The following is a 25,912-nucleotide window of genomic DNA, read 5'->3' as shown; positions in this document are numbered from 1 at the left end:
AAGGAAAGGGACGTGCGTCTTTCTGCGTCAATGCCGCGCGGCGCGGGCCTTGTGGACCTCGTTGGCGACGGCCGCGACGAGCAGGACGCCGCCGACGGAGACCTGCTGGTAATTGCTGGAGACCTGAAGGAGGTTGAGCGCGTTGGCCACCACACCGAGCAGCACGACGCCGAGCGCGGTGCCGATCACGGTGCCGTGGCCGCCCGCCAGCGAGGTACCGCCGATGACGACCGCGGCCACGGCGGTCAGTTGAAGGGAGAGGCCGCCCGTACCGGGGCTGCTGGAGCCGAGCCGGGACAGCAGCATCAGGCCGGCCAGACCAGACAGGGCGCCCGTGACGGCGTACAGCGTGAGCTTGCGCGCGGTGACGTTGATGCCGCTGAGCCGGGCCACGTGTTCGTTGCCGCCGATGGCGTAGGCGTCACGGCCGAAGACGGTGAACCGCATGACCAGAGCCGTCGCGACAAGGACCAGGACGGCGAGAACGAGCAGATAGGGAATGCCGAGGATCTTGTCGTTGCCGAGCGAGAACATCCTGGTGCCGATGGAGACGCTGACGCTGTCGAGCACCAGGAGCGCGACGCCGTCGAGCAGGGTGGCGGTGGCCAGGGTGACGACGAACGGGGCCACGTTGGTGAACGTCACGACGAGCCCGTTGACCAGGCCGATCACCGTCGCGAGCAGGATCGAGGCGACCACGGTGAAGACGGTGGAATGACCGTGCGACAGCAACTGCGCCCCGAGGGCGGTGGTGACGGAGACATTGCTGCCCATGGAGAAGTCCATGCCGCCCGCGGTCATCAGCAGGGTGAGACCGGCGGCGATGACAGCGGTGACGCTCACCTGCCGCAGGATGTTGATCACGTTCGTGTCGGTGGCGAAGGCGTCGGTCCGCAGCGCTGTGGCGACCACGACGACGACGAGAACGGCTGTCAGGCCGGTGTGCGGAGCGCGGCGCAGTGCGCCGAGCCGGTTCCCCGGCCGCCTCCGGTCGTGCGGCCCGCCGACCCCCGGGGCATCGGGAAGTGTCTTGACGCTCACTGGGGTTGACCTCCGAGTGCGGTGGCGACGAGCTCGTCGCGGGTGATGGCGGTGATGTCGTGTTCGGCGACCGTGCGGCCCGCGCTGACGACGATCACCCGGTCGGCGAGCCGCATGACCTCCTCGGCGGACGAGGACGCGAGCAGCACGGCCACGCCGCGCGCCGCGAGGTCGTCGACCAGGGTGTGGATGTCGGCCATGGCCGCGATGTCCACACCGTTCGTGGGGTCTTCGAGGAAGCAGGCGACCGGCTCGGTCTGCAGCCACTTGGCCAGCAGCACCTTCTGCTGGTTGCCGCCGGACAAGGCGCTGACCGGCGGATTGCCGGCGAGGGAGACCACTCCGTAGCTCCGCCTCAACGGCTGTGCCCGGCGGGCGAGTTCGGTACGGCGGTGCAGGCGCCGACGGGCGAGGCGGTCACCGGCGAGCATCAGGTTCTCTTCCAGGGACATCCCCGGGACCAGGCCGAGCGCCCGTCGGTCCCCCGTGACGCAGCGCAGACCGACGGAGAGCGAGGCGCGCACCCGGCCGAACGGCACCGGGGCGCCGTCGACGAGGAGTTCGCCGGCGTCGGGGCGGCGACGACCGGAGAGCAGGTCGAAGAGACGGGACTGCGCGTCGCCGGCCGGTCCGAGGACCGCGACGATCTCCCCCTTGCGCACCTCCACGTCGAGGTCCCGGACGGCCCGGCCGTCGCTCAGACCGCGCACCGCGAGGCCGATCTCGTCCTTGGGGGCGGGGCGTTCGGACCTCCGCGAGACGACGTCCCGGCCGACCATGCCGCGCACCAGCGAGGCCGGGTCGAGATCGGCGACCGGCGCGCTGCGCACCACGGCTCCGTCCCGCAGCACGGTGAGACGGTCCGCGACGGCCATCACCTCGTCGATGTAGTGCGAGATGTAGACGACGGCGACGCCCTCGTCGCGCAGGGTGCGCACCAGGTCCCTGATCTGCTGGGCGGCCTCGGCGCTCAGACAGGCGGTCGGCTCGTCGAGCATCAGGATCCGGCCGCCGCGCCGTACTTCTCGCGCCACCTCCACCATGGTCTGCTCGGCGACGGTCAGCGAACCCGCGGTCCGCTCCACGTCGATGTCGATGCCGAGCCCCGAAAGGGCGCGCCTCGCCTCGGACTTGAGCGTCGTCCAGCGCACGGCGCCGTGCCGGGTGGGCAGGTCGCCCAGCATGACGTTCTCGGCGACGGTCAGTCCCATCGCGAGTTCGCGGCGCTGGGGAACCGAGGCGATGCCGAGCCGTCGGGCCCTGCGCACGGTCAGCCCGTGCTGGACCTGCCCCCCGACCTCGATGGTGCCGCCGTCCGCCTGGTGCACCCCGGAGAGGATCTGCACCAGCGTCGACTTTCCGGCACCGTTCATGCCCATCAGGGCGTGGACCTCCCCGGGGTACAGGTCGAGGTCCACGTTCGTGAGCGCGGCCGCCCCGCCGAAGGTCTTGGTGACACCGCGGACGCGCAGCACGGCATCGTGCGGGGTTCCGGCGCCGTCGCCCGCCGGCGTCGGAATGCTGGGGGTCACGGCGGCGCCTCCTTGCCTGTCCCGGTCCGTGAGAGCGGTCACGGCCGGGGTCCGTCGGTGTCGTGGCCGACACGTCCGTAGCCGCGGATGTCGGGGAAGGGGGGTTCGCGGTCGGCCTGGAGGTCCACCTGGAAGGTGTTCAGGCACATCCCGAGCATGGTGAAGTTGCCGAGCGCTCCGATGGTGTCCACCAGGCCCTTCGAGCCGAAGTGGCCGAGCGCTCGGGCGAAGGTCCCGTCGGAGACGAAGTGCTCCTCGAGGATCTCCCGGCAGAACTGGTAGAAGGCCTGGTCCGCCGCGTCCTCGAAGACGGCCTCGCGCTTCTCGGCGACGGCCTCGACGGCGGCCTGCGGGATCCCGGCCTCGATCGCCTGGTGCACATGCGCGTTCCAGGAGTACTGGGCGTCCCAGTTCCGGGCGGCCATGAGCAGGGTGAGTTCGCGCAGGTGCTTGGGCAGACTGCAGTCGAACCGGGCGAAGGCGCCGAGGGATTCGGCGCGCTCGCACATCTCCGGGCTGTGCAGCCAGACCCGGAAGGGGCCACGGACGGCGCCGCGCCGGCCGGCGATGCGGGCGGCCAGTTCCTGCTGGCGCGGATCCATGTCCTCATCGGTCAGAACGGGGAGCCTCATGTGGCTGATACCTGCCTTTTCTTTCCGGCGTGTTTCAGGCACGTACGGGGAAGCCGTGCGATGCCAGCCGACGGTACAGCCGGGTGCGGGAAGCTCACCCTTCTCGGAGTGCAAGGTAAAACTGCACGCCGGAGGGCACCCATTCACGGGGACGCGACCTAACGTCGGTCGACGCAACAGCGTTGACGGGAGAGGAACTCCGGATGGCCACGATCATCAAAGCCGCGTCCGTGCCCCTGCTGGACCGGGGCGGTGCCGTCGTGACGACACCGCTCGTCACGACACGGTCCGCGGGCGGGGAGAACCGGATCACGAGCGGGATGAGCGTGTATCCGGTCGGCTCCGGCGCGCCTTTGCATGCGCACAACTGCGACGAGCACGTGACGATCCTCGAGGGCGAGGCGGAGGTGGTCGTCGACGGCGAGGTGACGAAACTGGAGCGCTTCGACACCACCTACGTCCCCTCCCCCGTCCCCCATCTCTTCAGGAACATCGGCGACGGCCCGCTGCGCATCCTCTGGGTCTACTCCTCGGGCCATGTGACCCGGACGTTCACCGAGACCGGCAGGACGGTCGAACACCTCTCGGACGAGGACCAGATGGGCTGAGCGCTCCCCGCACAGGGCGGCGGCCTGCGCGTGGGGCGCGTCTCGTACGGTGATCATCGGCGTCCGGGGCATCGTGTCCGCGCGCGCCGGTCACCCCGCTCGGGAGGAATCGCGTGCGGGGCCGTTCGATCCCCTCGTGAAAGGCCTCATCCTGTGCCCGTCGACGCCCCGCGCGACCGTGTCCGTACGGTGGCGATCGGTGCCGCCCGTTCGCGGCCGTGCACCCTCGTCGTCTGCCGAGGCTGCTGCTGCGGCGATCCTCGGAAGTTCCCGGACAGCGATCACGCCTGGCAGCTGGAGCGGTTGCGGGCCGGCGCCGAGGCGTCCGGGGGACGCTTCGCCGTACGGACGACGGATTGCCTCGGGCCCTGCGACCAGGCGAACGTGATCGTGGTGCAGCCGTCGGGCGAGGGCCGGCGCGGCGGCGGCCGGCCGACCTGGATCGGTTTCGCCATGGACGACGACTGCACGGACGAGCTGCTGGCGTGGGCCGCCGCCGGGGGGCCGGGCGTCGCCGCGCCACCGGCCGCGCTGGAGCTCCAGTTCGTGCGTCCGCCCCGCGAGGCCCGGGCCCGCGGGCGGCGTTGAGGTCGCGGACGGCGGCTTCCCCTTCGGCGAGGACACCCCCGGCCCCGCGCGAAACGAAGACGGTCCCGCCCCCATGAGGGCGGGACCGTCTTCAGGAGCGGGTCCGCACGTGGCTACCGGGCCGGTGCTCCTTGGGAGGGCGCCGGTGCGAGGCCGGTGGGCCGGGTGGTGAAGACACCCCGGCCCTGCGTCCGGCTGCGCAACCGGGTCGCGTAGCCGAAGAGTTCGACCAGCGGCACGGTGGCGGTGATCACCGTCGTACCCACCCGGGTGAGCGAGCCCGAGACCCGGCCGCGCCGGGCCGCGAGGTCGCCGAGCACCCCGCCGACCGCGTCCTCGGGCACGGTGACGGTGACCTCGACCACCGGTTCCAGCAGGAGCATGGCACTGGTGCGCAGCGCCTCACGGAGCCCGAACCGGCCGGCCGTGCGGAACGCCATCTCCGAGGAGTCCTTGGCATGGGTCGCCCCATCGGTGAGGGTGACGCTCACCCCGGTCACCGGATGACCGCCGAGGGGACCCTCGGCGAGCGCGTCCCTGCAGCCGGCCTCCACGGCACGGACGTACTCCTGCGGTACCCGGCCGCCGACGACCGTCGAACGGAACACGAAGCCCGCCGGACTCCCGTCGGTGTCGCCCGAGTCGGACCCCAGTGGCTGCACGTCGAGGACCACATGGGCGAACTGCCCGGCACCGCCGTCCTGTTTGACATGCCGGTACACCAGACCCGACACCCCGCGGGCCACCGTCTCGCGGTAGGCCACCCTCGGCCGCCCGACGGCGACGTCGAGCCCGTGGGCGCGCCGGATCTTCTCCACCGCCACCTCCAGATGCAGTTCTCCCATGCCCGACAGCAGCGTCTGCCCGGTCTCGGGGTCGGTGCGGACGACCAGCGAGGGGTCCTCCTCGACCAGACGCGTCAGGGCCGACACCAAGCGGTCGGTCTCGGTGCTCCTGCGCGCCTCGACCGCCACGGACACCACCGGATCGGCGACGGCCGGCGGTTCGAGGAGCAACGGTGCCGCGGGGGCGCACAGAGTCGCCCCGGCCCGGGCGGACTTCGGCCCGATCACGGCGACGATGTCACCGGCCACCGCGCGCTCCAGCTCCGCGTGGCGGTCGGCGCGGACCCGCAGGATCCGCGCGATCCGCTCGGTGCGTCCCGTGCCCACGTCCACCACCGCCTGTCCTTTCTCCACCGTGCCCGCGTAGACCCGCACGTACGTCATCCGTCCGGTGGCGGTGGCGTTCACCTTGAACACCAGCCCGGCGAACGGCGCCGCCGGGTCCGCCGCCCGTTCCTGTTCCGCGCCGCCGTGCGTGCCGCGCACGGCGGGCACGTCGAGCGGCGAGGGCAGATAGGCCACCACGGCCTCCAGCAGCGGTTCGACGCCACGGTTGCGGTAGGCCGAGCCGCACAGCACCACCACTCCCTCGCCGGTACGGGTCAGGTCGCGCAGCGCTGCCGCGAGTGTCGCCGCGGAGACCGTGGAGCGGGCGCAGAACTCCTCCAGAGCCACCGGGTGGAGTTCCGCCACCGCTTCCTCCAACAGCCGGCGACGCCGTCGGGCCTCCTCCAGCAGCCCCTGCGGCACCGGGCCCTCCTCGGCCGACTCGGCACCGTCGGCCCACACCAGGGCGCGCATCCGCAGCAGGTCGACCACCCCTGTGAAGGCGTCCTCCGTGCCGATCGGCAACTGGACGACCAGCGGCGCCGGATGCAGCCGTTCCCGGATCGACGCGACCGCGCTGTCGAGGTCGGCACCGGCACGGTCCATCTTGTTCACGAAGGCGATCCGCGGAACGCCGTGCCGGTCGGCCCGCCGCCACACCGACTCGCTCTGCGGCTCGACGCCCGCCACGGCGTCGAACACCGCGACGGCGCCGTCGAGAACACGGAGCGAGCGTTCCACCTCGTCGGAGAAGTCGACGTGGCCCGGGGTGTCGATCAGGTTGATCCGGTGGCCGTCCCAGGCACAGCTGACGGCCGCCGCGAAGATGGTGATGCCGCGGTCGCGCTCCTGGGAGTCGAAGTCGGTGACGGTGGTGCCGTCATGGACCTCGCCCCGTTTGTGGGTGGTCCCGGTGAGGTAGAGGATCCGTTCGGTGACGGTGGTCTTCCCGGCGTCGACGTGGGCGAGGATGCCCAGGTTGCGGACGGCGGCGAGGGAGTCGGTGAGGTGGAGGTGCAGGTCGGTACGCACGGCCCAGGGCCTTTCGGACGATCCGGAAACGGGTCGGCGCGATTCCCGGACGACACGCCTGTGATCAGGCGGTGGAGGACCTCCGGCAGGCAGGGTGCGCGGCGGCCGGGCGTGCCGGTCGCCACCGTGCGGGGCGGGAGGTCAGAAGGTCGTCGCGGGCATCCGGTTCCGGCCGCGCAGCCGGTACCGGGCCCGCGGAGACACGAGGATCACCTCGTACTGTGACCGGGGAACGACGGCAGCGATGCGGTAACGCACGGCCCGGCTCCCCTCGTTCGTCACGACACACGCGGCGCCGAAGGGGCGGCGTGTGATTCCGTGGCGAGTGTAGGGAACCGGGCGCGGGCCGCGCACCGGGTTTTCCGGGGGTCGCTCGGGCCGCCGGTCGATCCGTCAGGTGCGGCTCCAGTGCTGGTTCGTTCCCCCGTTGCACGACCACAGGACGATCGGTGTGCCGTTCGCCGTGCCGTTGCCCGACGCGTCGAGGCACAGACCGGAGACCCTGTTGGTGACGGTGCCGGCCGCGTTGACGGTCCATTTCTGGTTGGTGCCGCCATTGCAGTCCCACAGGACGACCCGGGTGCCGTTGGCGGTCCCGCTGTCGTAGGCGTCCAGGCACTTGTTGCCGTAGACGACGAGTTCGCCGCGCGAGGTGGCGGTGAACGTCTGGTTCTGGCCTCCGCCGCAGTCCCAGAGTTCGGCCTGGGTGTTGTTGGCGATGGCGCTCTTGAAGAAGTCGAGGCAGCGTCCGGAGCCGGTGCCGACGATCGCGGTGCCGTCGGTTCCGGGGAGGGCGTGGACCGCGACGGCGTCGACGTCGGGCGCGGTGCCCGAAGCGGCCGCGAAGGTCAGTGTGTTGGAGCCCTTGGCCAGCGAGGCGAGGACGGAGACGGTGCGGTACGTGCTCGACGACCCGGTGGGCGGGAAGGCGAGGGTCTGCGCGTACTGGTCGTTGACCCGGAGGGTCGCCCTGCGCGCCGTGGAGCCGCCGTTGGCGTAGCTGATGTCGACGAGCTTCGTGCCGGCGGCGGCCGCGCTGACGCCGGTGAAGGTGGGTGTGGTGGCGGAGGTGGTGTCCTCGTACGTCGTCCCGGAGCCCTCGGTGCCGCCGACGGTGAGCAGGACGGCCTCCCCCGCGGGTACGCCGGTGGTGTAACTCGTCGCGTAGGAACCTGCGTCGGAAGCCGACCACACGTTGCGGACCGTGGCGGAGGCCGTGGTCAGGCCCATGTCCGCCCAGCGGGCGGTGATGTTCGCGGCGGCGGACGTGCGGTTCAGCAGCAGGACCGCGCGCTTGCCGGTGCCGGAGAGGACCTTGCTGTAGACCTGAAGGCCCGTCGTGTCCTCGGCGACCTTGACGCCCTGGAGACCGCGCGGGTCCTGGTCGATGGCGATGACCTCGGAATCGGTGAGGACCGACGCGGTCGACGCGCTCATGGTGGCCAGGTTGTTGCCCGCGAGCAGGGGCGCGCCGGAGATGGCCCACAGTCCCATGTGGGTGCGGTTCTGGGCGGCGCTCAGACCCGTCATGCCGACGGTCATCATGTCGGGGTCGTTGTAGAAGCCGGTGTGCTGGGCGGCGGGATGCAGCGACTTGTCGAAGTTCGCGAGGACGCCGGCCATCGAGGGGTTGTCGGGCCAGTAGACGATGTCGGTGCTGGTGCGCCACAGGTCACCGGTGCCGGAGGCCCAGTTCCACGGATTGCCCGTGCCCCATTCGCACAGCGAGAGGACGAGCCGGCGTCCGGTGACCGCGGTGGCGGCGGCGTTCGCGTCGCGGATCGCCTTGTACGTCGTCTCCTGGTCGAGGCCCTCGGCGTCCCCGCCGCACCAGTCGACCTTGACGAAGTCGAAGCCCCAGTTCTGGAAGGTCTGGAGGTCCTGCTGGTTGTGGCCCTCCAGGCCGGTGCCGGGGGTGGCCGGCGTGGTGGAGGGCGTCGGGTAGTAGTAGCCGCAGCCGTTCTTCCCCGCGTCGGTGTAGATGCCGGCCTTGAGTCCCTTGCCGTGGATGTAGTCGGCGATGGCCTTCATGCCGCCCGGCCACTGGGCGGTGTCGACGCTGATGTTGCCGCCGCTGTCGCGGGCGCCCTGCCACCAGCCCTCGTCGATGTTGACGTACGTGTATCCGGCGGCGGCCATGCCGGAGGAGACGAGGGCGTCCGCCTGGGCCTTGATGGTGGCGTGGTCGATGTCGCTGGCGAAGCTGTTCCAGGACGCCCAGCCCATCGGAGCCGGGGTGACCCCGATCTGGCTGGTGGCGACCGCGGCCGGTTCGGCCCCGAGCGGCGCGGCCGAACGGCCGAGTCCGGTCAGTCCGGCGAGGGCGAGCAGCAGGACGGCGCAGTGGACGCCCGCGCGTCTGAGGAGGTGCACGAGAAATGACGTGTTCGAAATCGGGGACATTCGGCTCTCCCTTGGAGGGTGTGTTCGCAGACTCGAACAAAAGTCAACGCGACTCGCCATATGGCAGCGCCTCGGCCGGGCCACGTCAAGTCCCCTGCCACAAAGGGCCGTTCACTGTCGGACGGCCCTCGACCGACGCGAACACGTCCGTGACGTGATGCGCGGCCCGCCCATCACGTCACGGAGGGACACGGAGGGATGAGGGAGGGGAAGGACGAACGGGACGCGGAGCGGCGGCCGTACGCCGACGAGCGCGCCCTCGCGATACCTTCGCCCTGTCAGAGCCCCTGGGGCCACCAGCAGGTCTTCACCATCGGGATGGACATGCGCGAGGAAGCAATCGTCGAGGCAGCCGCCGGAGTTCATCTGGTGCACGGCAGCAACACGAACTGGGTGGTGCTGACCGAGGGCGACTCCGTCACCCTGATCGACACGGGGTATCCCGGCGACCGCCAAGAGCTCCTGGCGTCACTGAAGGCTCTCGGCCACGCGCCCGAGGCCGTGAGCGCCGTGCTCATCACGCACGCGCACAACGACCACCTCGGCTCCGCCGAGTTCCTGAACAGCACCTACGGCACCCCGGTCCAGCTGCACACGGCCGAAGTGCCGCACGCGCGCCGCGAGTTCCTCCACCAGGTGAGCGTCGGACAGGTGATGCGACAGGCGTGGCGTCCCGGCGTGCTGCCCTGGGCGGTGCACGCCATCCGCTCCGGCGGCACGGCGGACGTGCGCATGACGAAGCCCGAGGCCTTCCCGCACGAGGGCCCGCTCGACCTGCCCGGCCGGCCGGTCCCGGTGCACACTCCCGGCCACACGCCGGGCCACTGCGTCTACCACCTGCCGGACGCCGGGGTGCTCATCTCCGGTGACGCCCTGGTGAGCGGCCACCCCACGTCACGGATTCAGGGTCCGCAGCTGCTGCCCGAGATGTTCGACACCGAGCGCGCCGGGGCACTTGCCTCGCTCGACCGCATCGAGTCCCTCGCCGCCGATGTGCTGCTGCCCGGGCACGGACCCGTGCACCGCGCCCCGGTGCGCGAGGCGGCTCAGCGCGCCCGGGAGCTGGCCGGCTGACGAGGTCCGGCCGAACCGCCGGCGGACCGGGTCCCGGGCACGGGCACGGTCCCCCGGCGGGACACGTTGCCGCTTGACGCATGGGGCATATGGGCGCAAAGTTGTACAGATACGTCGTAAACATACGTCGTTGCCTGCCTCTCCCACTCAGGAGCGACGCCATGGCGCCACGCAAACCGAGTCGTGCGGAGTCTTCGGGGTCCGGGTCCACTTCGGCCGGGGTCCCGGACGCACAGACCGTCCGGCCCGCCTCCGGGCACCGGCACCTGGTCTGCCGTGCCGATGCGGCGCTCGCCTCCCTACCGCCGCCCGCGCGCACACGAAGGAGCCGGGCCTATGAGTGCCCCTTCAACCATTCTCGTCACGGGCGGCGCAGGATTCATCGGCAGTCACGCCTGTGTCGAACTCCTCGACCACGGCTACGAGTTGATCGTGGTCGACGACTACTCCAACAGCAGTCCGCAGGTCTTCGCCCGCGTGGATCGCATCGCGGGCCGTTTCCTCGGCACCGTCTATGAGCTGGACATCCGTGATCGACGCGCCCTCTCGGCCGTCTTCGACCGACACTCAGTGGACGCCGTCGTGCACTTCGCCGCGCACAAGGCCGTGGGCACGTCGACACGGATGCCCATCGAGTACTACGACGTCAACGTCGGCGGAACGACCGCGCTGCTGAACACGATGCACGAGCACGGGGTGCACCAGCTCGTCTTTTCCTCCTCCTGCTCCGTCTACGGCGACGCCGGTCACGGTCGGCTCGACGAGTCCACCCCGGCCCGCCCCACCAATCCGTACGCGGCCTCCAAGCTCGCCTGCGAACAGATCCTCGCCGACGTCTGCCGGCGCCGCCCCGAGTACACCGTGCTGTGTCTGCGGTACTTCAACCCGGCGGGCGCCCACCCCAGCGGGCTGCTCGGCGAGGACCCCCGCGGCTCACCGGACAACCTGCTGCCGAACGTGGCCCAGGTGGCCGTCGGGCGACGGGAACGCCTGCGCGTCTTCGGCGACGACTACCCGACACCGGACGGGACCGCGATCCGCGACTACCTGCACGTCATGGACACCGTCGAGGCCCATCGCGTCGCCCTCGACCACCTCGCCGACGAGCGGGGCATGCGGGTGTACAACCTCGGCATAGGCACAGGAAGCTCGGTCCTCGACGTGATCGCCGCCTTCTCCAGGGAGTGCGGCAGACCCATTCCCTACGAGATGGTCCCGCGCCGCCCCGGCGACGTGGCCGAACTCGTGGCGGACGCCACCGCCGTGGCGCGTGCCTGGGGCTGGCACCCCTCCCGGGACCTGTCCGACATGTGCCGGGACGCGTGGCGGTTCCAGCAGCTCAATCCCCATGGTTACGCCGGCTCCGCCCGGCGCCCGAACGGCGCAGGCTCCGCCCGGCGCCCGAACACCAAGGGCTGACGGCCCGCCCGGACTCCCCGAACGCCAAGGACGGCCGGCCCGCATGGACTGACGGCCCGCGTCGCCGACTACCCGGCAGGACGACGCGTCGCGGTGCGCGCGGGGCGGACGGCGTGGGATGTGCGAGGGGCGGGGGCCTGGCCGGTGGTTTCGATGTCATCAGCGACCCGGCTGCGGTTCCGACAGCACGAACGCGGTCTCCACCAGCGCGATATGGCTGAACGCCTGCGGTGCGTTGCCCAGTTGACGGCCGGTGTCGGGGTCCCACTGCTCCGAGAGCAGACCGATGTCGTTGCGGATCGCCAGAACCCGCTCGAAGGCTTCCCGGGCCGCCTTCCTCTGTCCGGTGGCGGCGAGCGCGTCGGCATACCAGAGGGAACACGCCACGAACGCGCCCTCACTGCCGTGCATGCCGTCCACGCTGTGCACGCCCTGGCCGTTGTACGCGTACCGCCGCACGAACCCGCCATGGGTCAGCTCCCGCATCGCCTGTACGGTACCGCGCACCCTGCCGTCTCCGGCGGGCAGGAAACCCAGCCGGGGAATGAGCAGCGACGAGGCGTCCAGCGCCGACGAACCGTAGGACTGGACGAAGGACCGCCGCCCCGCGTCCCAGCCTTCCCGGCACACCTGCCGGTGCACCTCGTCCCTCATGGCCCGCCACACGTCCGAGGACCCGTTCCTGCCGAGCAGCTCACCCATCCGCAGCGCGCGGTCCGCCGCCACCCACGCCATGACCTTGGAATGGACGAACTGGCGTGCCGGTCCCCGCACTTGCCACAAACCCTGGTCGGGCTCACGCCAGTGGCGGCGGAGGTGGCCCATCATGGCTTCCACCAGACTCCACACATGGCTCGGCATGGGGATCCCCGCTCGCAGTGACAGCAGGAGGGTGTCGAGAACCTCGCCGTACACATCCAGCTGGAACTGGCTCACCGCGGAGTTTCCGAAGCGGACCGGCCGCGACCCCTCGTAACCGGGCAGCCACGGCGCCTCCGTCTCCGGGAGCAGTCGCTGTCCGCCGACGCCGTACACGGTCTGCAGATCGGCGGGTTCCCCCGCGATGGCCCGTACCAGCCAGCCCAGCCATGCCGTCGCCTCGTCCCGGTAGCCGCAGCGGAGCAGACAGGACAGCGTCAGGGTGGAATCACGCAACCAGCAGAAGCGATGGTCCCAGTTGCGTTCGCCCCCGATACAGCCGGGCAGTGAGGTGGTCGGGGCGGCGACGATGCCTCCGGTGGGCGCGTAGGTCAGGGCCTTCAGGGTGATCAGCGACCGCACCACGGCATCCCGCCACGGCCCCTCGTAGCGGCACTGACCGGTCCAGCGCAGCCAGAAGTCAGTGGCTTCCTTGAGTACCGTCTCCGCCGGCACGGACAACGGAGCGGGCGGCTCGGGCGCGTACGACGGCGCCCACACGAACGTCAGGGTCGTCCTCCGCCCGGCCCGGACGGTGAAGTCGTGGACGGTGGAATCCTCACCGTCGAGCTCTCGCACCAGGCCCTCGGTGTTCAGCCAGACGGCGTCCGGCCCGGCGACCGCGACGGTGCAGTTCTCGCCGACCTGGATCCACGGCACGATCCTGCCCTGGTGGAAGCGCAGCCGCAGTTCGCTGCGCATGGTCACGGCACCCCGGAGTCCGTCCACCACGCGCACGATGCAGGGCAGTTGAGTGCGCGGCGGCATGACGTCGGTGACCCGCACGGCGCCCGTAGGGGTCTCCCACACGGACTCCAGGACGAGTGTGTCCGGCCGGTAGGAACGGCGTGCACAGGGAGCGCGTGCCATGCCCGAGAGGGGCGCGATCCGCCAGAAGCCGTTGTCGTCCGTGCCCAGCATCGCGGCCAGACAGGCCGGCGAGTCGAACCGGGGCAGGCACAGCCAGTCGATGGACCCGTTCCTGCCGACCATGGCAGCGGTTTCCAGGTCGCTGATGAGGGCGTAGTCCTCGATGGGTGCGTTCATGATCGGAGCTACGCCGTCGTGTACGTCGCCGCCTCTCCAGCATACGGCCGCGGCGCTGGAATGCGCATGACGGCCAGGCCCTTCGCGGTCTGGGCCCGGACTCCGGCCGTGGCGGAACGTGGTGCGTACGAAGCCGCTGAAGGCCGAGGAAGCCGGGGTTCACAAGCAGCGGGCGCAACGGACCGCCGCGGGTCCTTCCACGAGTGGTCCGCGGGCGCCGACTTCCGGCGGACCGTCGGCAGACGCGTTGCCCGGCCCAGCGTGCCGTCGGCTCAGGTGACCGGGCGGTCGCCCGTCACGCCGCCGGACTCCCGGCTCTCGACCGGGCCAGTTCCTCGCAGACCCGGTCGACCGCGCTGTTGGTGAGGTCGAGGTGCAGGGGGAGGGACAGCAGTTGGGGAAAGAGCGCGTCGGCCCCCGGCAGACCGCCGGGCGGAGTCGTCGTGGTGCTCCGGAAATACGGCATGTGGTGCAGCGGGATGAAGTGGACGGAGGTGCCGATCCGCTGATCGGCGAGCAGCTCGACCAGCTCGTCCCGGCCCCTCCCGTACTCGTCCGACACCCGCACCACGTACAGGTGGCGGGCGTGTCGCCCGGGGGTGGTGACGTCCAGCGGCTCGATACCGGGGACGGGCTCCAGCGCTTCCGCGTAGCGCCGCGCGAGGGCGTGGCGGCGCCGCTGCCAGTCGTCGAGGTGGCGGAGCTGGGCGCGTCCCACGGCGGCCTGGACATCCGTCATGTTGGCCTTCAGACCCGCTCCCTCGACGGTGTACCGCCAGCTGCCGCCCGGCATGTTCCGTCGCCAGGGGTCGGCGGACATCCCGTGGAGCCTCGCGCGCCGGATCCGCTCGGCGAACGAGGGGTCGTCGGTGGTGACCATGCCACCGTCGCCGATGGGGAGGTTCTTGGTGGCGTGGAAGCTGAAGCAGGTCCCGCGCGACAGACTTCCCACGGACCGCTCGCCCACCGATGCGCCCAGGGCGTGGGCGGCGTCCTCGATCACGTGTGTCAGCGGGAGCTGCGCGGCCTCGGCCAGTTCGGCGACCGGCGCCGGGGCACCCGCGTAGTGCAGGGCCATCATCGCGTGCGGACGTCCGCAGGCTCTCGCCGCGCGGGCGACGGTGTCCGGGTCCGGCATCGCGGTGCGCGGGTCGACGTCGACCAGCACCGGCTGGAGTCCCGCGTGCAGGACGGCGTGCGCCGCGCCGCAGAACGTCACGGCCGGGAGCAGCACCTTCCCGCCGGACGGCAGTCCGAGAGCGCGCAGGGACAGTTCGAGCGCCGCCGTGCAGGAGCTGACGGCGACGGCGTGCTCCGCGTCGACGTGCTCCGCGAACTCCTGCTCGAAGCGCTCGGTCTCGTAGCCGGTGGTCACCGAACCCGAGGCGAGCACACGTTGTGCCGCGCTCCGGGCTTCCGGGCTGATGCGGGTCACGGCGAAGGGGACGTCCGGTTCCGTCGCGCGCGGCGGCGGACCGGCGCCGAGGCGTGACACGCCGTTCCGGGCAGGCCCGGCAGGCTCCCCCGGCTGATTGCGAGGCCGCATGTGATCGACTGTCATGCCGTGCTTCCCGGTACCGACTTTGTCAGGGAAAATGTCGACGTCACACTCACACGAATTGCGTATATTTACGACATATACGTACACCTTGCCCCCGTAGGTGCATAGAGTCAACACGAGCAGGATGTGAAGTGCGCGGGCCGTCTGGAGGCAGGTCATGGCCAAGGAGCGGGCGCGAGACAAGGACAGCGAGGCCACCGCGAGACCGGCGCGGCGCGCCAGCGACCGGGGTCACTACGGCCGGCTGAGCCGGGAGCGTGTGCTCGCCGCCGCCCTCGACCTGGTGGACCAGGAGGGCCTTTCCGCGCTGAGCATGCGCAGGCTCGGCGCCCGGCTCGGCGTCGAGGCCATGGCGCTCTACCGGTACGCGGAGGGCAAGGACGCCCTGCTGGACGGACTGGTCGAGGCCCTCCACCTCGAACTGGAGGAGCGCCTGGCCGCCGGTCACGGACCGGATCCCGGATCCGCGGAGTCCGAGTCGGCCGCGTGGCGCGCGGAACTCCATCGGATCGCGCGTGCGATGTACGAGGTAGGCATCGCCCATCCTCAGGTCGTGCCACTGCTGTCCACCCGCATGCTCGCGGTCCCCCTGGCCCGGCGGCCGCTCACCGTGCTCAAGGGACACGAGCGGGTGCTCGCCCTCCTCGAGGACGCGGGTCTGGACCGTGCCCGCTCCGCGGCGGTCTTCCGCGCGTTCACCGGCTGGGTGCTCGGCTATGTGTCCGTGGAACTGCGCGCCATGGTGGACAACCCCGAGGAGGCGGACCCCGCCTTCCGTCTGGGGCTGCACCGGATGCCGGCCCAGGAACTGCCCAGGCTCCGCGAGTTCGCCGCGACCCTCGCCGACCGGGGCGGGCCGGACGGCCTGGCCGCCGGGCTGGACGCCCTGCTGGACCGCTTCACACAGCCCTAGGAGGCGGCGCCGGGCCCCCGGGGCACCGGCATGCCCGCGGAGCGGCGGTGGAGCCCGCACGGAGGGCCGCCCGTGCCGAACGCCCGCACGCGCCGCATGCACCCAGGAGATGCACCCCGCCACCGCCCGTGCCTACGATCAACGCAGCCCCGGAACCCGGCGAACGGTCCTGTGCCGTCCGACGTAGGGAGGCGGTTCGGCTTGCTGCGGGCACATCGCCTCACAGGCGTGTACGCCCTGCTGGTGTCGGTCGTCACTGTCGTCTACATGACCGTTCCGGCAACCCGGCCACCCCTGTGGGCACTCATCGGACTCGGCGGCGTCGCGGCCGTAGTCACGGGAATCCGCGTCCACCGCCCCGCTCACCGGTGGCCCTGGTGGCTGCTGGCGGCGGGGCTGCTGGCCTTCGCCGCGGGCGACACGTCCTACAACGTGATGGAGGCGTACTTCGACTTCTCCAACCCGTTCCCGTCCCCCGCGGACGCCTGCTACCTCGCGGTGTATCCGCTCTTCGCCGCCGGGCTGTACGGCCTCGTGCGGTACCGCTGGCCGGGACATGACCTGCCGAGCCTGCTCGACGCGCTGATCTTCGCCCTGGCTCTCGCACTGCCGGTCTGGGTCTTCCTGGTGCAGCCGCTGGCGCATGTGGAGGGCATGACGTGGCAGCAGCGCGCGATCAGCATCTCCTACCCGCTGGGTGACGTGCTCGTGCTGGCGATGCTGGCCCGCCTGCTGGCGTCGAGCCCCGGCTCCGGCCGCAATCGCTCCCTGCAACTCCTCGTGGTGGGAACCACGACGCTGCTCGTCTTCGACATCGCGTACGGAATTCTCCAGCTCAACACGCTGTGGCAGACCGGGACCGCGCTCGACGCCGGCTGGATCGTCTTCTACACGGCCTGGGGGCTCGCCGGACTGCACCCCTCGATGGTGGAACTGACGCGGCCCGTGGAGCGGCAGGAGTCCCTGCGGCCCACCCGGCGCCGGCTGCTGATGCTCGCCGCGGCCACCCTCGTTGCGCCCGGCATTCTGCTGTACGAGGGGCGGAACGGGAGCACGGAGAACGCCGCCGTGATCGCAGTCTTCTCCGCCGCACTCTTCCTCCTGGTGATCCTCCGGCTGTCCGGGATGGTCAGGGCCCACCGCAACGCCGTGGCGCGCGAGCAGGCACTGCGCACAGCGGCCATCACCCTCTTCGCGGCGACCCGGCCCCTGGATGTCGCACAGACATGCGACGCGACGGTCAGCGCACTGTTCGGGCCCAAGGTCGCCCACCGGAGTCTTGTCCTGTCGGCCGAGTACGCGAGCGGACTGGCGACACGCCGCTCCCACCTCGTGTCCACGGCCACGCTCGGTGAGGACATCGCGAGCAGGCTCGACAGCCTGCCGACCACGCTGGTGTGCCCCATGATCCCGCCCGACGAGCCCGCCGGAGAGCTGCCGGGCGTGCTGTTGGCGGCGGGTCCGGAGCAGCAACTCAGTGAGATCCAGAGCTCGTTGGACATCCTGGCCTCGCACGCCGGTCTGGCCGTCGAGCGCATCGCGCTCCGCCAGGAGATCATCCGCAAGGAGAGCGAGGCGTACTTCCGCACGCTGGTGCGCAACGCCTCGGACGTCATCCTCATCGTCGAAGAGGACAACACGGTGCGGTACGCGAGTCCGTCCGCGCGAGCCGTCTTCGGCGGGGCCGAGCTGACCGGCGCGCCGCTGCCCGATCTGGTGGACGACAGCGACCGGCAGCGGGTCGTCAAAGGGCTGGCGGCCATGCGGACCGAAGGAGCGCCCGAGACCCACGACCACTGGTGGGTCCTGCGCGACGGCGGCCGCATCGAGGTCGAGGTGCGGTGCAGCGACCTGCGCGAGGACCACACAGTGGGCGGTCTGGTCGTCACGCTGCGGGACGTGACCGAGCAACGACGCCTGGAACACGAACTGACGGAGCGGGCCTTCCATGATCCGCTGACCGGTCTGCCCAACCGGACCCTGCTCCTCGAGCGGATCGAGCGCGCCCTGTTGCGCAGCCGCCGGGGAACGACGCTCACCTGCCTGCTCTTCATCGACCTTGACGACTTCAAGATGGTCAACGACACCATGGGGCACTCGACGGGCGACCACCTCCTGACCGCCGTGGGCGAGCGGCTGTCGGGATCCCTGCGCCGCACCGACACGGCGGCCCGCCTCGGGGGTGACGAGTTCGCGGTGCTCATGGAGGACGCGAAGAGGCCGCTGGACGCCGAGCTGCTGGCGGCGCAGGTGATCCAGGCGCTGAGCAGGCCGTTCAGCCTTCAGGAGGGCTCGGTGAGCGTGTCCGCGAGCGTGGGCGTGGCCACCGCCAGGGACAGCACGGACGCCGAGGAACTCCTCGGTCACGCCGACCTGGCCCTGTACGCGGCCAAGGCGGCGGGCAAACGGCAGTGGCGCAGGTTCCAGCCGCGGCTTCGGGTGCGGATGGTGGAACGGCACGATCTGCAGGCACGCCTCGACGGCGCGGTGGCGCGGTCCGAGTTCACGCTGCGCTACCAGCCCGTCGTCGACATCAGCGCGGGCGACGTCGTGGGATTCGAGGCCCTGGCCCGCTGGCCGCATCCGCAGCACGACCCTGTTCCGCCGGACCAGTTCATCGCTCTCGCCGAGGAGACGGGGCACATCACGCCGCTGGGCGCCTGGGTCCTGGCCAACGCCACGACCGACATCGCCGGCCTCCAGCGGATGACCGAAGGGGCGGACCCGCCGTACATCAGCGTCAACGTCTCCGCCCGCCAGTTCCGGGACAGCGGCTTCCTGGGCGAGGTCCGCAAGGCGCTGGAGACGCCGGGACTGGCCCCCGGGTCGCTGCAGCTGGAGCTCACCGAGACGGTGCTGATGCGCCGGGACGCACAGATCCAGGCGATGCTGTACGCGCTCAAGGACCTCGGGGTGCACATCGCGGTCGACGATTTCGGAAGCGGCTACTCCTCGCTGCGGTATCTGCGGGACTTCCCCGTCGACGTACTGAAGATCGACAAGACGTTCATCGACGACATCGCCCTGGACACCCGGCAGGTCGCGCTCGTCGAGGGAATCGTCAGCCTCGCCGACACCCTGGGCATCCAGGTGATCGCCGAGGGGATCGAGGACTCGGTGCAGCGGGATCTGCTGGCCGGTATGGGATGCCGCTTCGGGCAGGGCTTCCTCTTCGCACGGCCGATGACGGTGCAGCAGAGCGAGTTCCTGCTGCGGCAGCGGGACGGGACCAGAGCCCCGGCACCCTCCGTCGGCACGCCGACGGTATTCGGGCCACAGAAGGAGCTGGCGGTATTCGGGCCGCAGAAGGAGCCGACGGTATTCGGGCCGCAGAAGGAACAGACGCAGCGGGTTCTCGACCGGGCGCCTGAGGAACAGCCCGCCCCGTCCGGGGCGGCGGAGACCGACGGCCCACGCCGCTCCAGGCGCTGGCGCGACCTCGAACACCTGCGGCAGACCAGCCCCATGAGCGACGCCGTACTGGACGAGGTGCGCGGCCGGCACATCCGCTGCGGGGACCACTGGCTGATCGACTTCGCCTCGTGCAACTACCTCGGATTCGACTGCGATCCGGAGATCATCCAGTCGATCGAGCCGGCCGTGCGCCGCTGGGGCACCCACCCGAGCTGGTCCAGGCTGATCGGCAGTCCGAAGCTGTACCCCGACATCGAGGAACGACTCGCCGACCTGCTCGGCGCGCCGGACACGCTGCTGCTCCCCACGCTGACCCTGATCCACGCCTCGGTGATCCCCGCCCTGGCGGGCCAGGGCCATGTCTTCGTCGAGGCCACCGCGCACCGGACCGTGTTCGACGGATGCGTGGGCGCCCGCGGGCAGGGCGCGACGCTGCGGCGGTTCCACGCGGAACGCCCCGACGAACTGGACGCCATGCTAGATGCGGTGCCCGGCGGCCTGCCCCGGCTCGTCTGTCTGGACGGCGTGAACAGCATGAGCGGGAACATTCCCGACCTGCCGACGCTGGCCGCGGTGTGCCGGGCCCGGAACGCCACGATGTACGTCGACGACGCGCACGGCTTCGGCGTCATCGGGGAGCGCGGCCCGCACGAGTCGTGTCCGTACGGGTCACGCGGCAACAGCATCGTGCGGCACACGGGGGAGTCGTACGAGGGGATCGTGCTCGTCGGCGGGTTCTCCAAGGCGTACTCCTCGCTGCTCGCCTTCCTCGCCCTGCCCACCTCGCTCAAGGACCGCCTCAAGACCGCCGCGGCGCCCTATCTCTACTCGGGCCCCTCACCCACCGCGTCCCTCGCCACGACGCTCGCGGGGCTCGACGTCAACGACCGCCGCGGGGACGCCATCCGCGCCGATCTGTACCGCAAGACCGTCCGTGTCCTCGACCACCTGGAGGCACTCGGGGCCGGCACCCTCAACACGGACCGTCTGCCGATCATCGAGATCCCCCTGGCCGACGCAAACGACCTGGACGCGGTCGCCGGCTTCCTGTGGGACAACGGCATCTATGTGACCCTGGCGGCCTATCCCCTCGTCCCGCGCGACCGGGTGGGCTTCCGGATCCAGCTCACCGCGCTCAACTCCGACGACGACGTCGACCGGCTCAACGACACACTGAGCCGGCTCTCCGAGCGCTATCAGTTGCGGCCGAGGGACGGAGTCCGCGATGGCGGTCCTCAATGACGATGTGAACTGGGACAGCTGGCCTGTCGAGGACTACCTGGCGGAGAACTACCGCGAACTGCACCCCGCCGACGAGGCGGTCATCACCCACCACTGCGCGTTCTACCGCGAGCTCGCGCCCGGCAGCGTCGGCCGGTCCGTGGAGGTCGGGGCCGGCCCCAACCTGTATCCGCTGATACTCGCGTCCGCCGCGAGCCGCCGCATCGACGCCGTGGAGGCGGGCGCCTCCAACGCCGTTTACCTGGAGCGGCAGTTGAGCCGAACCCCCGACCGGAGCTGGCTGCCCTTCCACGCGTTGTGCCGCAGCCTCAATCCCGATGTGCCGGAGACTCTGGAGCGCTCGCTGTCCGCGGTGCGTCTCGTGCACGGCGACCTCAGGTCCCTCGCGCCCGGCGGGTACGACCTCGCCTCCATGCACTTCGTCGCCGAGGGTGCCACCGAGGACATCGAGGAGTTCAAGGACTTCTGCCGCCGGTTCGTCCGCTGCGTCGTCCCCGGCGGACTTCTGGTCGCCGCCTTCATGGAGAACATGCCCACCTACCGGATCGGCGCCGCGTCACGCTGGCCCGGCTGCCCCGTGGACACGGAGATCATCACCGAGGTCTTCACTCCGCTCACCGATCAGTTGACGGTCAGTCACATCGAGTCCGATCCGACCCTGCCGGACTACGGAGACTCCGGAATGGTCGTGCTCACCGGGGTGGCGGCGGCCCGTCCCGCGGCGTGAGCGGCACCGGCACGTGGCGTGTGCGGGGCCCGGGCGGGCGCGGGCGGGCGCCCTCCCCCAGCCGTACGCCCGTCCCCGCTACCCGAGCTCCAGCGACGTGACCCCGTAAGTCCGCTCCCCCGCGAACTCCCTGACCGGCCCGGTGTACATGCGGGCCGTCTCGAAGGAGGGGGTGAGGCCGAGCTTCTCGGCGAGGGCGACGGCCGCCGCGTTCGTCTCGGGCACGTCGATGGCGACCGGCCTCCCGTCCGCGTCGGCGGCGAGCGCGGCGAACAGGGCCTCGGCGTCGTCGGCGGTGTCGGCGAACAGGGGGCCGATGCGCAGGGAGTCACGCGCCGGACGGATCACGGCGTACCCGCTCAGCCGGCCGTCCTCGGTGTGCCGGACGACGGTCCGGTGTCCGGGGGAGGTCAGCCACGACTCCAGGAACACCGGCCGGTCGGCGGGGTAGCACTCGCTGTCGTACGCCGTGATCGCCGCGCGGTCCGCCGGCTCGGCCGCCCGCACCCCCGACGGCTCCTCCCCCACCGGGGCGACGCCGCCGAACCGGACGGTCCGATAGGCGAGTTCGAAACCGGACTTGCGGTAGTTGTCCTGCTGCGCGACCACTCCGTCGAGTCCTACCGTCCGGCCACCGGCGTGGGCGAGGGCCGTCCGCCAGGTGGCGAGGCCGTAGCCGTTGCCGCGCACGTCGGGGCGTACGAGGTAGAAGCCCAGGAAGGCGTAGTCGGGGCCGTAGTTGACCACCGAGATGGCCGAGACCGGCTCCCCGTCGATGCGTCCGACGAAGAAGCCCTCGGGGTCCTGGGCGAAGAAGCTCAAACTGTCGGACAGACCGGGGTTCCATCCCTCGTCCGCCGCCCAGCCGCCGACGATCTTCCAGTCGTCCGGCGAGGCCTGGCTGACGACGAGGCCGTCGGGTCCCGGAGAGGTCATGGGGCGCTCCAATGCGTACGGGTCGCGGGGTGCGCCGGCCGGGCGCACGCGCAGCATCCTTACCGATCTCCGTGCCGGTCGCAGCGACGAGCACCAGCGTGGGAAGGGATTCGGCCACCTCGGCACAGCCGTCCGCCTCGCCCGCCCGGCCGGTCCCGGTGCCCGTTGCCAAAGCCGGTTCCGGTGCCGGTCGACGGGCACGGTGGACCCGGCGAGCGGGACGCGGAGGAGGCCCCACCGGTCACCCGTCCGCTAGAGCCTCCGGTCCGTGATCGCCGCGGGTCAGCGCACCGCGGCGGGCCGGAACCGGCGGTACAGGACGGCGCCGCCCAGCAGGAGCGCCGCGCTCGCCGCGAGGGCGGGCACCGTCTGATCCGTGCCGGTGTGGGCGAGGGAGGCCAGGGAGCCGCTCTGCGGCAGGACCCGCTCCGGTACTCCGGGGTTCGGGTGGGCCACCGGCGGGGTGGACGGCCTCGGGGTGGGGTTGTCGGGGTGGTGCGGCTGCCAGGGCTTGCCGCCCGAGGTGGTGACGGACTCGTTTCCGGCGGACGCGTTGCCCAGTCCGACCACGGTCACGGAGTTGCCGCTGACGTTGACCGGGAGGTCCACCGGGAGCTGAAGGCCGTTGCCCGACAGCACACCCGGCGAATCCTTTCCGCCACCGTGCGCGACCGCTCCTCCCCCATTTCGCGCGCCGCCCCGGTGGGTGTCGGCGCCGTGCGCGACGCCGCCGCCGTGCCTCCCTCCGCCGGGCCGGGCGGCGCCGTCGCCGTCGCTCCGATGGGCGCAGCGGTTGCCCGCGGCGGGGTTGAGGAGCCCTGCCACGTTCAGCGTGTTCCCGCACACGTTCACCGGAACGTGCACCGGGAGCTGGACGCTGTTGCCGGAGATCAGCCCGGGCGAGCCTGCCGCCGTGCCGTCCGCCGCGGAGTCGGCGTGGGCCGGCATGGCCGCGGCCAGCGCGCCCGAGGCGGCGGCCGCGGCGATCAAACCATTTCGGGTCACCCGTTTCATGGGTTCACTGCCTTCCAGAGCGAGGTCGCGGGCATGCGCCCACAGTGCCTAGAACGCGTGTGAACCATCCGAGTTATGGCTTATCGGCCTTTCACCCCATCGAGCGTCCCGCATTTCGAACGGGTGCGCCTCGGCATGTCCGGCGGGCGCGGGCCGCAGAGTAAGGCATGGCGGCGGGTCCCGCTCGCCCAGAGGCGTGCCCCCGAGGCCGCGTCTATCGTGATCCGGGAGGTATCGCCGGTCCACCGCGGGCGACCCTGGAGGCATGCATGCTGTCCATGCACCAACGCTTCGCGATCGTGGGAGCCGCGACCGCGACGCTGGCCCTGCTGGCGGCGGGCCTGCCGACGACGGCGACCGCCGACGAAGACCCCGACCTGTCCCGCTTCTACGGGCAGAGGATCACGTGGGCCGCCTGCACGGGCGAGGGCATGCCCAAGGACCTGCAGTGCGGCAGGGTCACCGTCCCGCTGGACTACGCGCGGCCGGACCGCGGCACACTCGACCTGGCCCTGGCCCGCTACCGGGCGACGGGCGACCCACGGGGTTCGGTGCTGTTGAACTTCGGCGGTCCCGGCGGCGCGGGGGTTCCCCAGCTCGCCGCGGGCGGCAAAGACTTCATGGGCCTGACGAACGGCTACGACGTGGTGACCTTCGACCCCCGCGGCGTCGGCCGGTCCTCGCCCGTCAGCTGCGGCGAGGGCATGGACCAGATCTTCGAGGCGACGGACAGCGCCACCGACACCACCGACGTACGGGCGGCTCTCGAGGCGGTCAGGAAGGCCGCCGCCGAATGCGCCGAGCACTCCGGCGCCGTGCTCCCCCACATCGGCACGGTCAACGCCGCCCGCGACATGGACGTGATGCGCCAGGCCCTCGGCGACAAGAAGCTCAACTACCTCGGCTTCTCGTACGGAACGCGGCTCGGCGCGGTGTACGCGGCCCAGTTCCCCGACAAGACGGGGCGGATGGTGCTCGACGGTGTCGACACCCTCACCGAACCGATGACCGAGCAGGGCCTGACAGGTGCCGAGGGACAGCAGACCGCCCTGGACGACTTCATCACCTGGTGCACGAAGAGCATGGCCTGTCCGTTCGGCGAGGACGCGCGCAGCGCCCGCGACCAGGTGGTCCAGCTCGTCGACTCGCTCGACGCGGACCCGGTGCCGTCGGACTTCGGCCAGCAGTTCTCCGGCCAGGACCTGGTGGGGGCGATCAGCCAGGCCCTCTACAGCAAGGAGATGTGGCCCACCCTCGAACAGGCCCTCACCCTGCTGATCCAGGACGGCGACACGCACGGACTCGTCCAGCTGTCCGGAGGCGCCTCGTTCCCCGACGCCTCCCCGTCCGCCCGCCGGGCCGAGAAGGGGGACGGCGGGCTCGCCGACATCGAGGACATCCCCCTCGACAATCTCCCCGCCGCCCTGATGGCCATCAACTGCGCCGACGACCCCGACCGGCCCAGCGCCGAGCAGGTCACCCGGCAGGTCGAGAAGCTGCGTGCCGCGTACGCGGAGGCCTCGCCCGTCTTCGGCCAGTACCGGCTCACCCAGGTGCTGATGTGCTACGGCCGCCCGAAGGGCACCGACTACATCCGCGACGACGTCCGCGACGTCGGCGGCCCGAAGAAGCTGCTCGTCGGCACCCGCGGGGACCCGGCGACCCCCTACCGCTGGACCCAGGAGACCGCCGAGCGCCTCGGCTCCTCCGCGGTCGTGCTCGACAACAAGGGCGAGGGGCACACCGGCTACGCGTCCTCGAAGTGCGTGCACCGGAAGGTCGACGACTTCCTGCTGTACGGATCGCTGCCGGCCAGCGGCAGTTCCTGCGGCGCGGAGGACACGGGCAGGGACTGACCGCCGGTCCGCTGCCCCGAACGGCGGAGGCGGCATCCCCGGACGATGACAGAACAGACGCGGATACGTAACACAGACAAGTCGGCTACAACCTCTCGTACCCCCCGAAGGTCACACTGGGCAGGCGTCGCCTTCATCCGGCCCGCCGGACCCGCACCCGCACGTGCCCACAGCAGGGGGAACATCACCGATGCGCATCCGACCCGTCCTCACCCTCTCCGCCATCGCCGCCGCGCTGCTCCTCGCGGTACCCCAGAGCGGTGCGGCGGCCACGCCGTCCGCACCGTCCGGCGCCCATCCCACGAAGGCCGCCGCGCAGCCGAGGAAGTGCTCGGCGAACGCCCTCAGGCTGCGGGCCGAGCAGTCCTCGGACCGCCGCGTGCTGCACCTGCGCGTGACCAACCGGTCGACCCGCGCCTGCACCGTCGACCGCATCCCCGTCGTCACCTTCGGCAACCTCGACGGCGCGGCCCTGCCGAAGCCCGCGGGACAGAGCGGTCCGTACCGGATCGCCGCGGGCAGGACGGCGTACGCGTCCGTGCGCACGATCGCCGACCGGTCCGACCCGCAGGCCCGCAGGGTCCGCTCGATCACCGTCTCGGCCGATCCCGCGCGCTTCGGGCGTTCCTTCACCGCGCGCGAACTGGGCGCCGGCAGCACCGTCCTGGTGTGGGAGCCGGTGACGACCTGGTGGAAGCCGTCCGCGGCCGCCGCCGACCGGGTGCTCGGCCTCCGCTGAGCGGTTCCCCTCCGGGTCCCGCGCCCGCTCGCGCGGCGCGGGAC

The 25,912-nt window shown here is 71.3% G+C and carries 18 protein-coding genes; 9 read left to right on the top strand and 9 right to left on the bottom strand.

Translation table 11 applies throughout. The annotated features are described in order from the left end of the window. Positions 1-27 precede the first annotated feature (27 nt). The 3 genes from ACFWBT_RS15290 to ACFWBT_RS15280 are packed head-to-tail and all read right to left on the bottom strand — an operon-like array spanning position 28 to position 3,175. The gene (locus tag ACFWBT_RS15290; RefSeq protein ID WP_385699995.1) at positions 28-1,041 is read right to left on the bottom strand and encodes an ABC transporter permease; all 1,014 of its coding nucleotides are present in this window, start codon (positions 1,039-1,041) and stop codon (positions 28-30) included. Further along, a complete protein-coding gene (locus tag ACFWBT_RS15285) occupies positions 1,038-2,573 on the bottom strand; it encodes a sugar ABC transporter ATP-binding protein (RefSeq protein ID WP_385699993.1) in 1,536 nt (511 codons plus the stop codon). The genes ACFWBT_RS15290 and ACFWBT_RS15285 overlap by 4 nt, the downstream gene beginning before the upstream one ends. 38 nt (positions 2,574-2,611) lie before the next feature. Next, positions 2,612-3,175, bottom strand: a complete 564-nt coding sequence (locus ACFWBT_RS15280) for a carboxymuconolactone decarboxylase family protein (RefSeq protein ID WP_385700045.1) — start codon at positions 3,173-3,175, stop codon at positions 2,612-2,614. Between the two features lie 233 nt (positions 3,176-3,408). Between ACFWBT_RS15280 and ACFWBT_RS15275 the strand changes: the two genes are divergently transcribed. After that, positions 3,409-3,813: a cupin domain-containing protein gene (locus ACFWBT_RS15275; RefSeq protein ID WP_385699991.1), complete on the top strand. Its 405-nt coding sequence runs from the start codon at positions 3,409-3,411 to the stop codon at positions 3,811-3,813. A gap of 153 nt (positions 3,814-3,966) precedes the next feature. After that, positions 3,967-4,401, top strand: a complete 435-nt coding sequence (locus ACFWBT_RS15270) for a (2Fe-2S) ferredoxin domain-containing protein (RefSeq protein WP_385699989.1) — start codon at positions 3,967-3,969, stop codon at positions 4,399-4,401. Between the two features lie 113 nt (positions 4,402-4,514). Here the strand turns inward: ACFWBT_RS15270 and fusA are convergent, their stop codons facing one another. Continuing rightward, the gene (gene fusA, locus ACFWBT_RS15265) at positions 4,515-6,605 is read right to left on the bottom strand and encodes an elongation factor G (protein ID WP_385699987.1); all 2,091 of its coding nucleotides are present in this window, start codon (positions 6,603-6,605) and stop codon (positions 4,515-4,517) included. Between the two features lie 393 nt (positions 6,606-6,998). Next, positions 6,999-9,008: an RICIN domain-containing protein gene (locus ACFWBT_RS15260; protein WP_385699985.1), complete on the bottom strand. Its 2,010-nt coding sequence runs from the start codon at positions 9,006-9,008 to the stop codon at positions 6,999-7,001. A 324-nt stretch (positions 9,009-9,332) separates the two neighbouring features. Between ACFWBT_RS15260 and ACFWBT_RS15255 the strand changes: the two genes are divergently transcribed. Both ACFWBT_RS15255 and galE read left to right on the top strand, forming a co-directional pair. After that, positions 9,333-10,082, top strand: a complete 750-nt coding sequence (locus tag ACFWBT_RS15255; protein ID WP_385700043.1) for an MBL fold metallo-hydrolase — start codon at positions 9,333-9,335, stop codon at positions 10,080-10,082. 336 nt (positions 10,083-10,418) lie between these two features. Continuing rightward, entirely contained in the window at positions 10,419-11,501 is a 1,083-nt protein-coding gene (galE, locus tag ACFWBT_RS15250; protein ID WP_385699983.1) for a UDP-glucose 4-epimerase GalE, read from the top strand. A 159-nt stretch (positions 11,502-11,660) separates the two neighbouring features. Here the strand turns inward: galE and ACFWBT_RS15245 are convergent, their stop codons facing one another. Further along, entirely contained in the window at positions 11,661-13,466 is a 1,806-nt protein-coding gene (locus ACFWBT_RS15245) for a glycoside hydrolase family 15 protein (RefSeq protein ID WP_385699981.1), read from the bottom strand. A gap of 295 nt (positions 13,467-13,761) precedes the next feature. Beyond that, positions 13,762-15,012 (bottom strand): DegT/DnrJ/EryC1/StrS family aminotransferase, encoded by a 1,251-nt coding sequence (locus tag ACFWBT_RS15240; protein WP_385699979.1) that lies wholly within the window; start codon positions 15,010-15,012, stop codon positions 13,762-13,764. A 172-nt stretch (positions 15,013-15,184) separates the two neighbouring features. On the opposite strand from ACFWBT_RS15240, the gene ACFWBT_RS15235 reads away from it, so the two are divergent. From ACFWBT_RS15235 to ACFWBT_RS15225, 3 genes are all read left to right on the top strand, one after another. Further along, a complete protein-coding gene (locus tag ACFWBT_RS15235; RefSeq protein WP_385699976.1) occupies positions 15,185-15,940 on the top strand; it encodes a TetR/AcrR family transcriptional regulator in 756 nt (251 codons plus the stop codon). Positions 15,941-16,207: 267 nt separating this feature from the next. Next, positions 16,208-20,596, top strand: a complete 4,389-nt coding sequence (locus tag ACFWBT_RS15230) for an aminotransferase class I/II-fold pyridoxal phosphate-dependent enzyme (protein ID WP_385700041.1) — start codon at positions 16,208-16,210, stop codon at positions 20,594-20,596. Next, positions 20,580-21,323: a class I SAM-dependent methyltransferase gene (locus ACFWBT_RS15225; protein WP_385699973.1), complete on the top strand. Its 744-nt coding sequence runs from the start codon at positions 20,580-20,582 to the stop codon at positions 21,321-21,323. The genes ACFWBT_RS15230 and ACFWBT_RS15225 overlap by 17 nt, the downstream gene beginning before the upstream one ends. Positions 21,324-21,401: 78 nt before the next feature. Here ACFWBT_RS15225 and ACFWBT_RS15220 read toward each other — a convergent pair whose 3' ends face one another. Then, a complete protein-coding gene (locus ACFWBT_RS15220; protein WP_385699970.1) occupies positions 21,402-22,259 on the bottom strand; it encodes a GNAT family N-acetyltransferase in 858 nt (285 codons plus the stop codon). A gap of 282 nt (positions 22,260-22,541) precedes the next feature. Continuing rightward, positions 22,542-23,273: a chaplin gene (locus tag ACFWBT_RS15215; RefSeq protein ID WP_385699967.1), complete on the bottom strand. Its 732-nt coding sequence runs from the start codon at positions 23,271-23,273 to the stop codon at positions 22,542-22,544. Between the two features lie 269 nt (positions 23,274-23,542). On the opposite strand from ACFWBT_RS15215, the gene ACFWBT_RS15210 reads away from it, so the two are divergent. Continuing rightward, the gene (locus tag ACFWBT_RS15210; RefSeq protein ID WP_385699964.1) at positions 23,543-25,129 is read left to right on the top strand and encodes an alpha/beta hydrolase; all 1,587 of its coding nucleotides are present in this window, start codon (positions 23,543-23,545) and stop codon (positions 25,127-25,129) included. A gap of 190 nt (positions 25,130-25,319) precedes the next feature. After that, entirely contained in the window at positions 25,320-25,868 is a 549-nt protein-coding gene (locus ACFWBT_RS15205; protein WP_385699961.1) for a DUF4232 domain-containing protein, read from the top strand. Positions 25,869-25,912 lie beyond the last annotated feature (44 nt).

Source organism: Streptomyces sp. NPDC060027 (assembly GCF_042737005.1).
GTDB lineage: Bacteria > Actinomycetota > Actinomycetes > Streptomycetales > Streptomycetaceae > Streptomyces.
The sequence above is the reverse complement of the archived record's forward strand: the minus strand, read 5'-3'. Positions and strand labels throughout refer to the sequence as shown.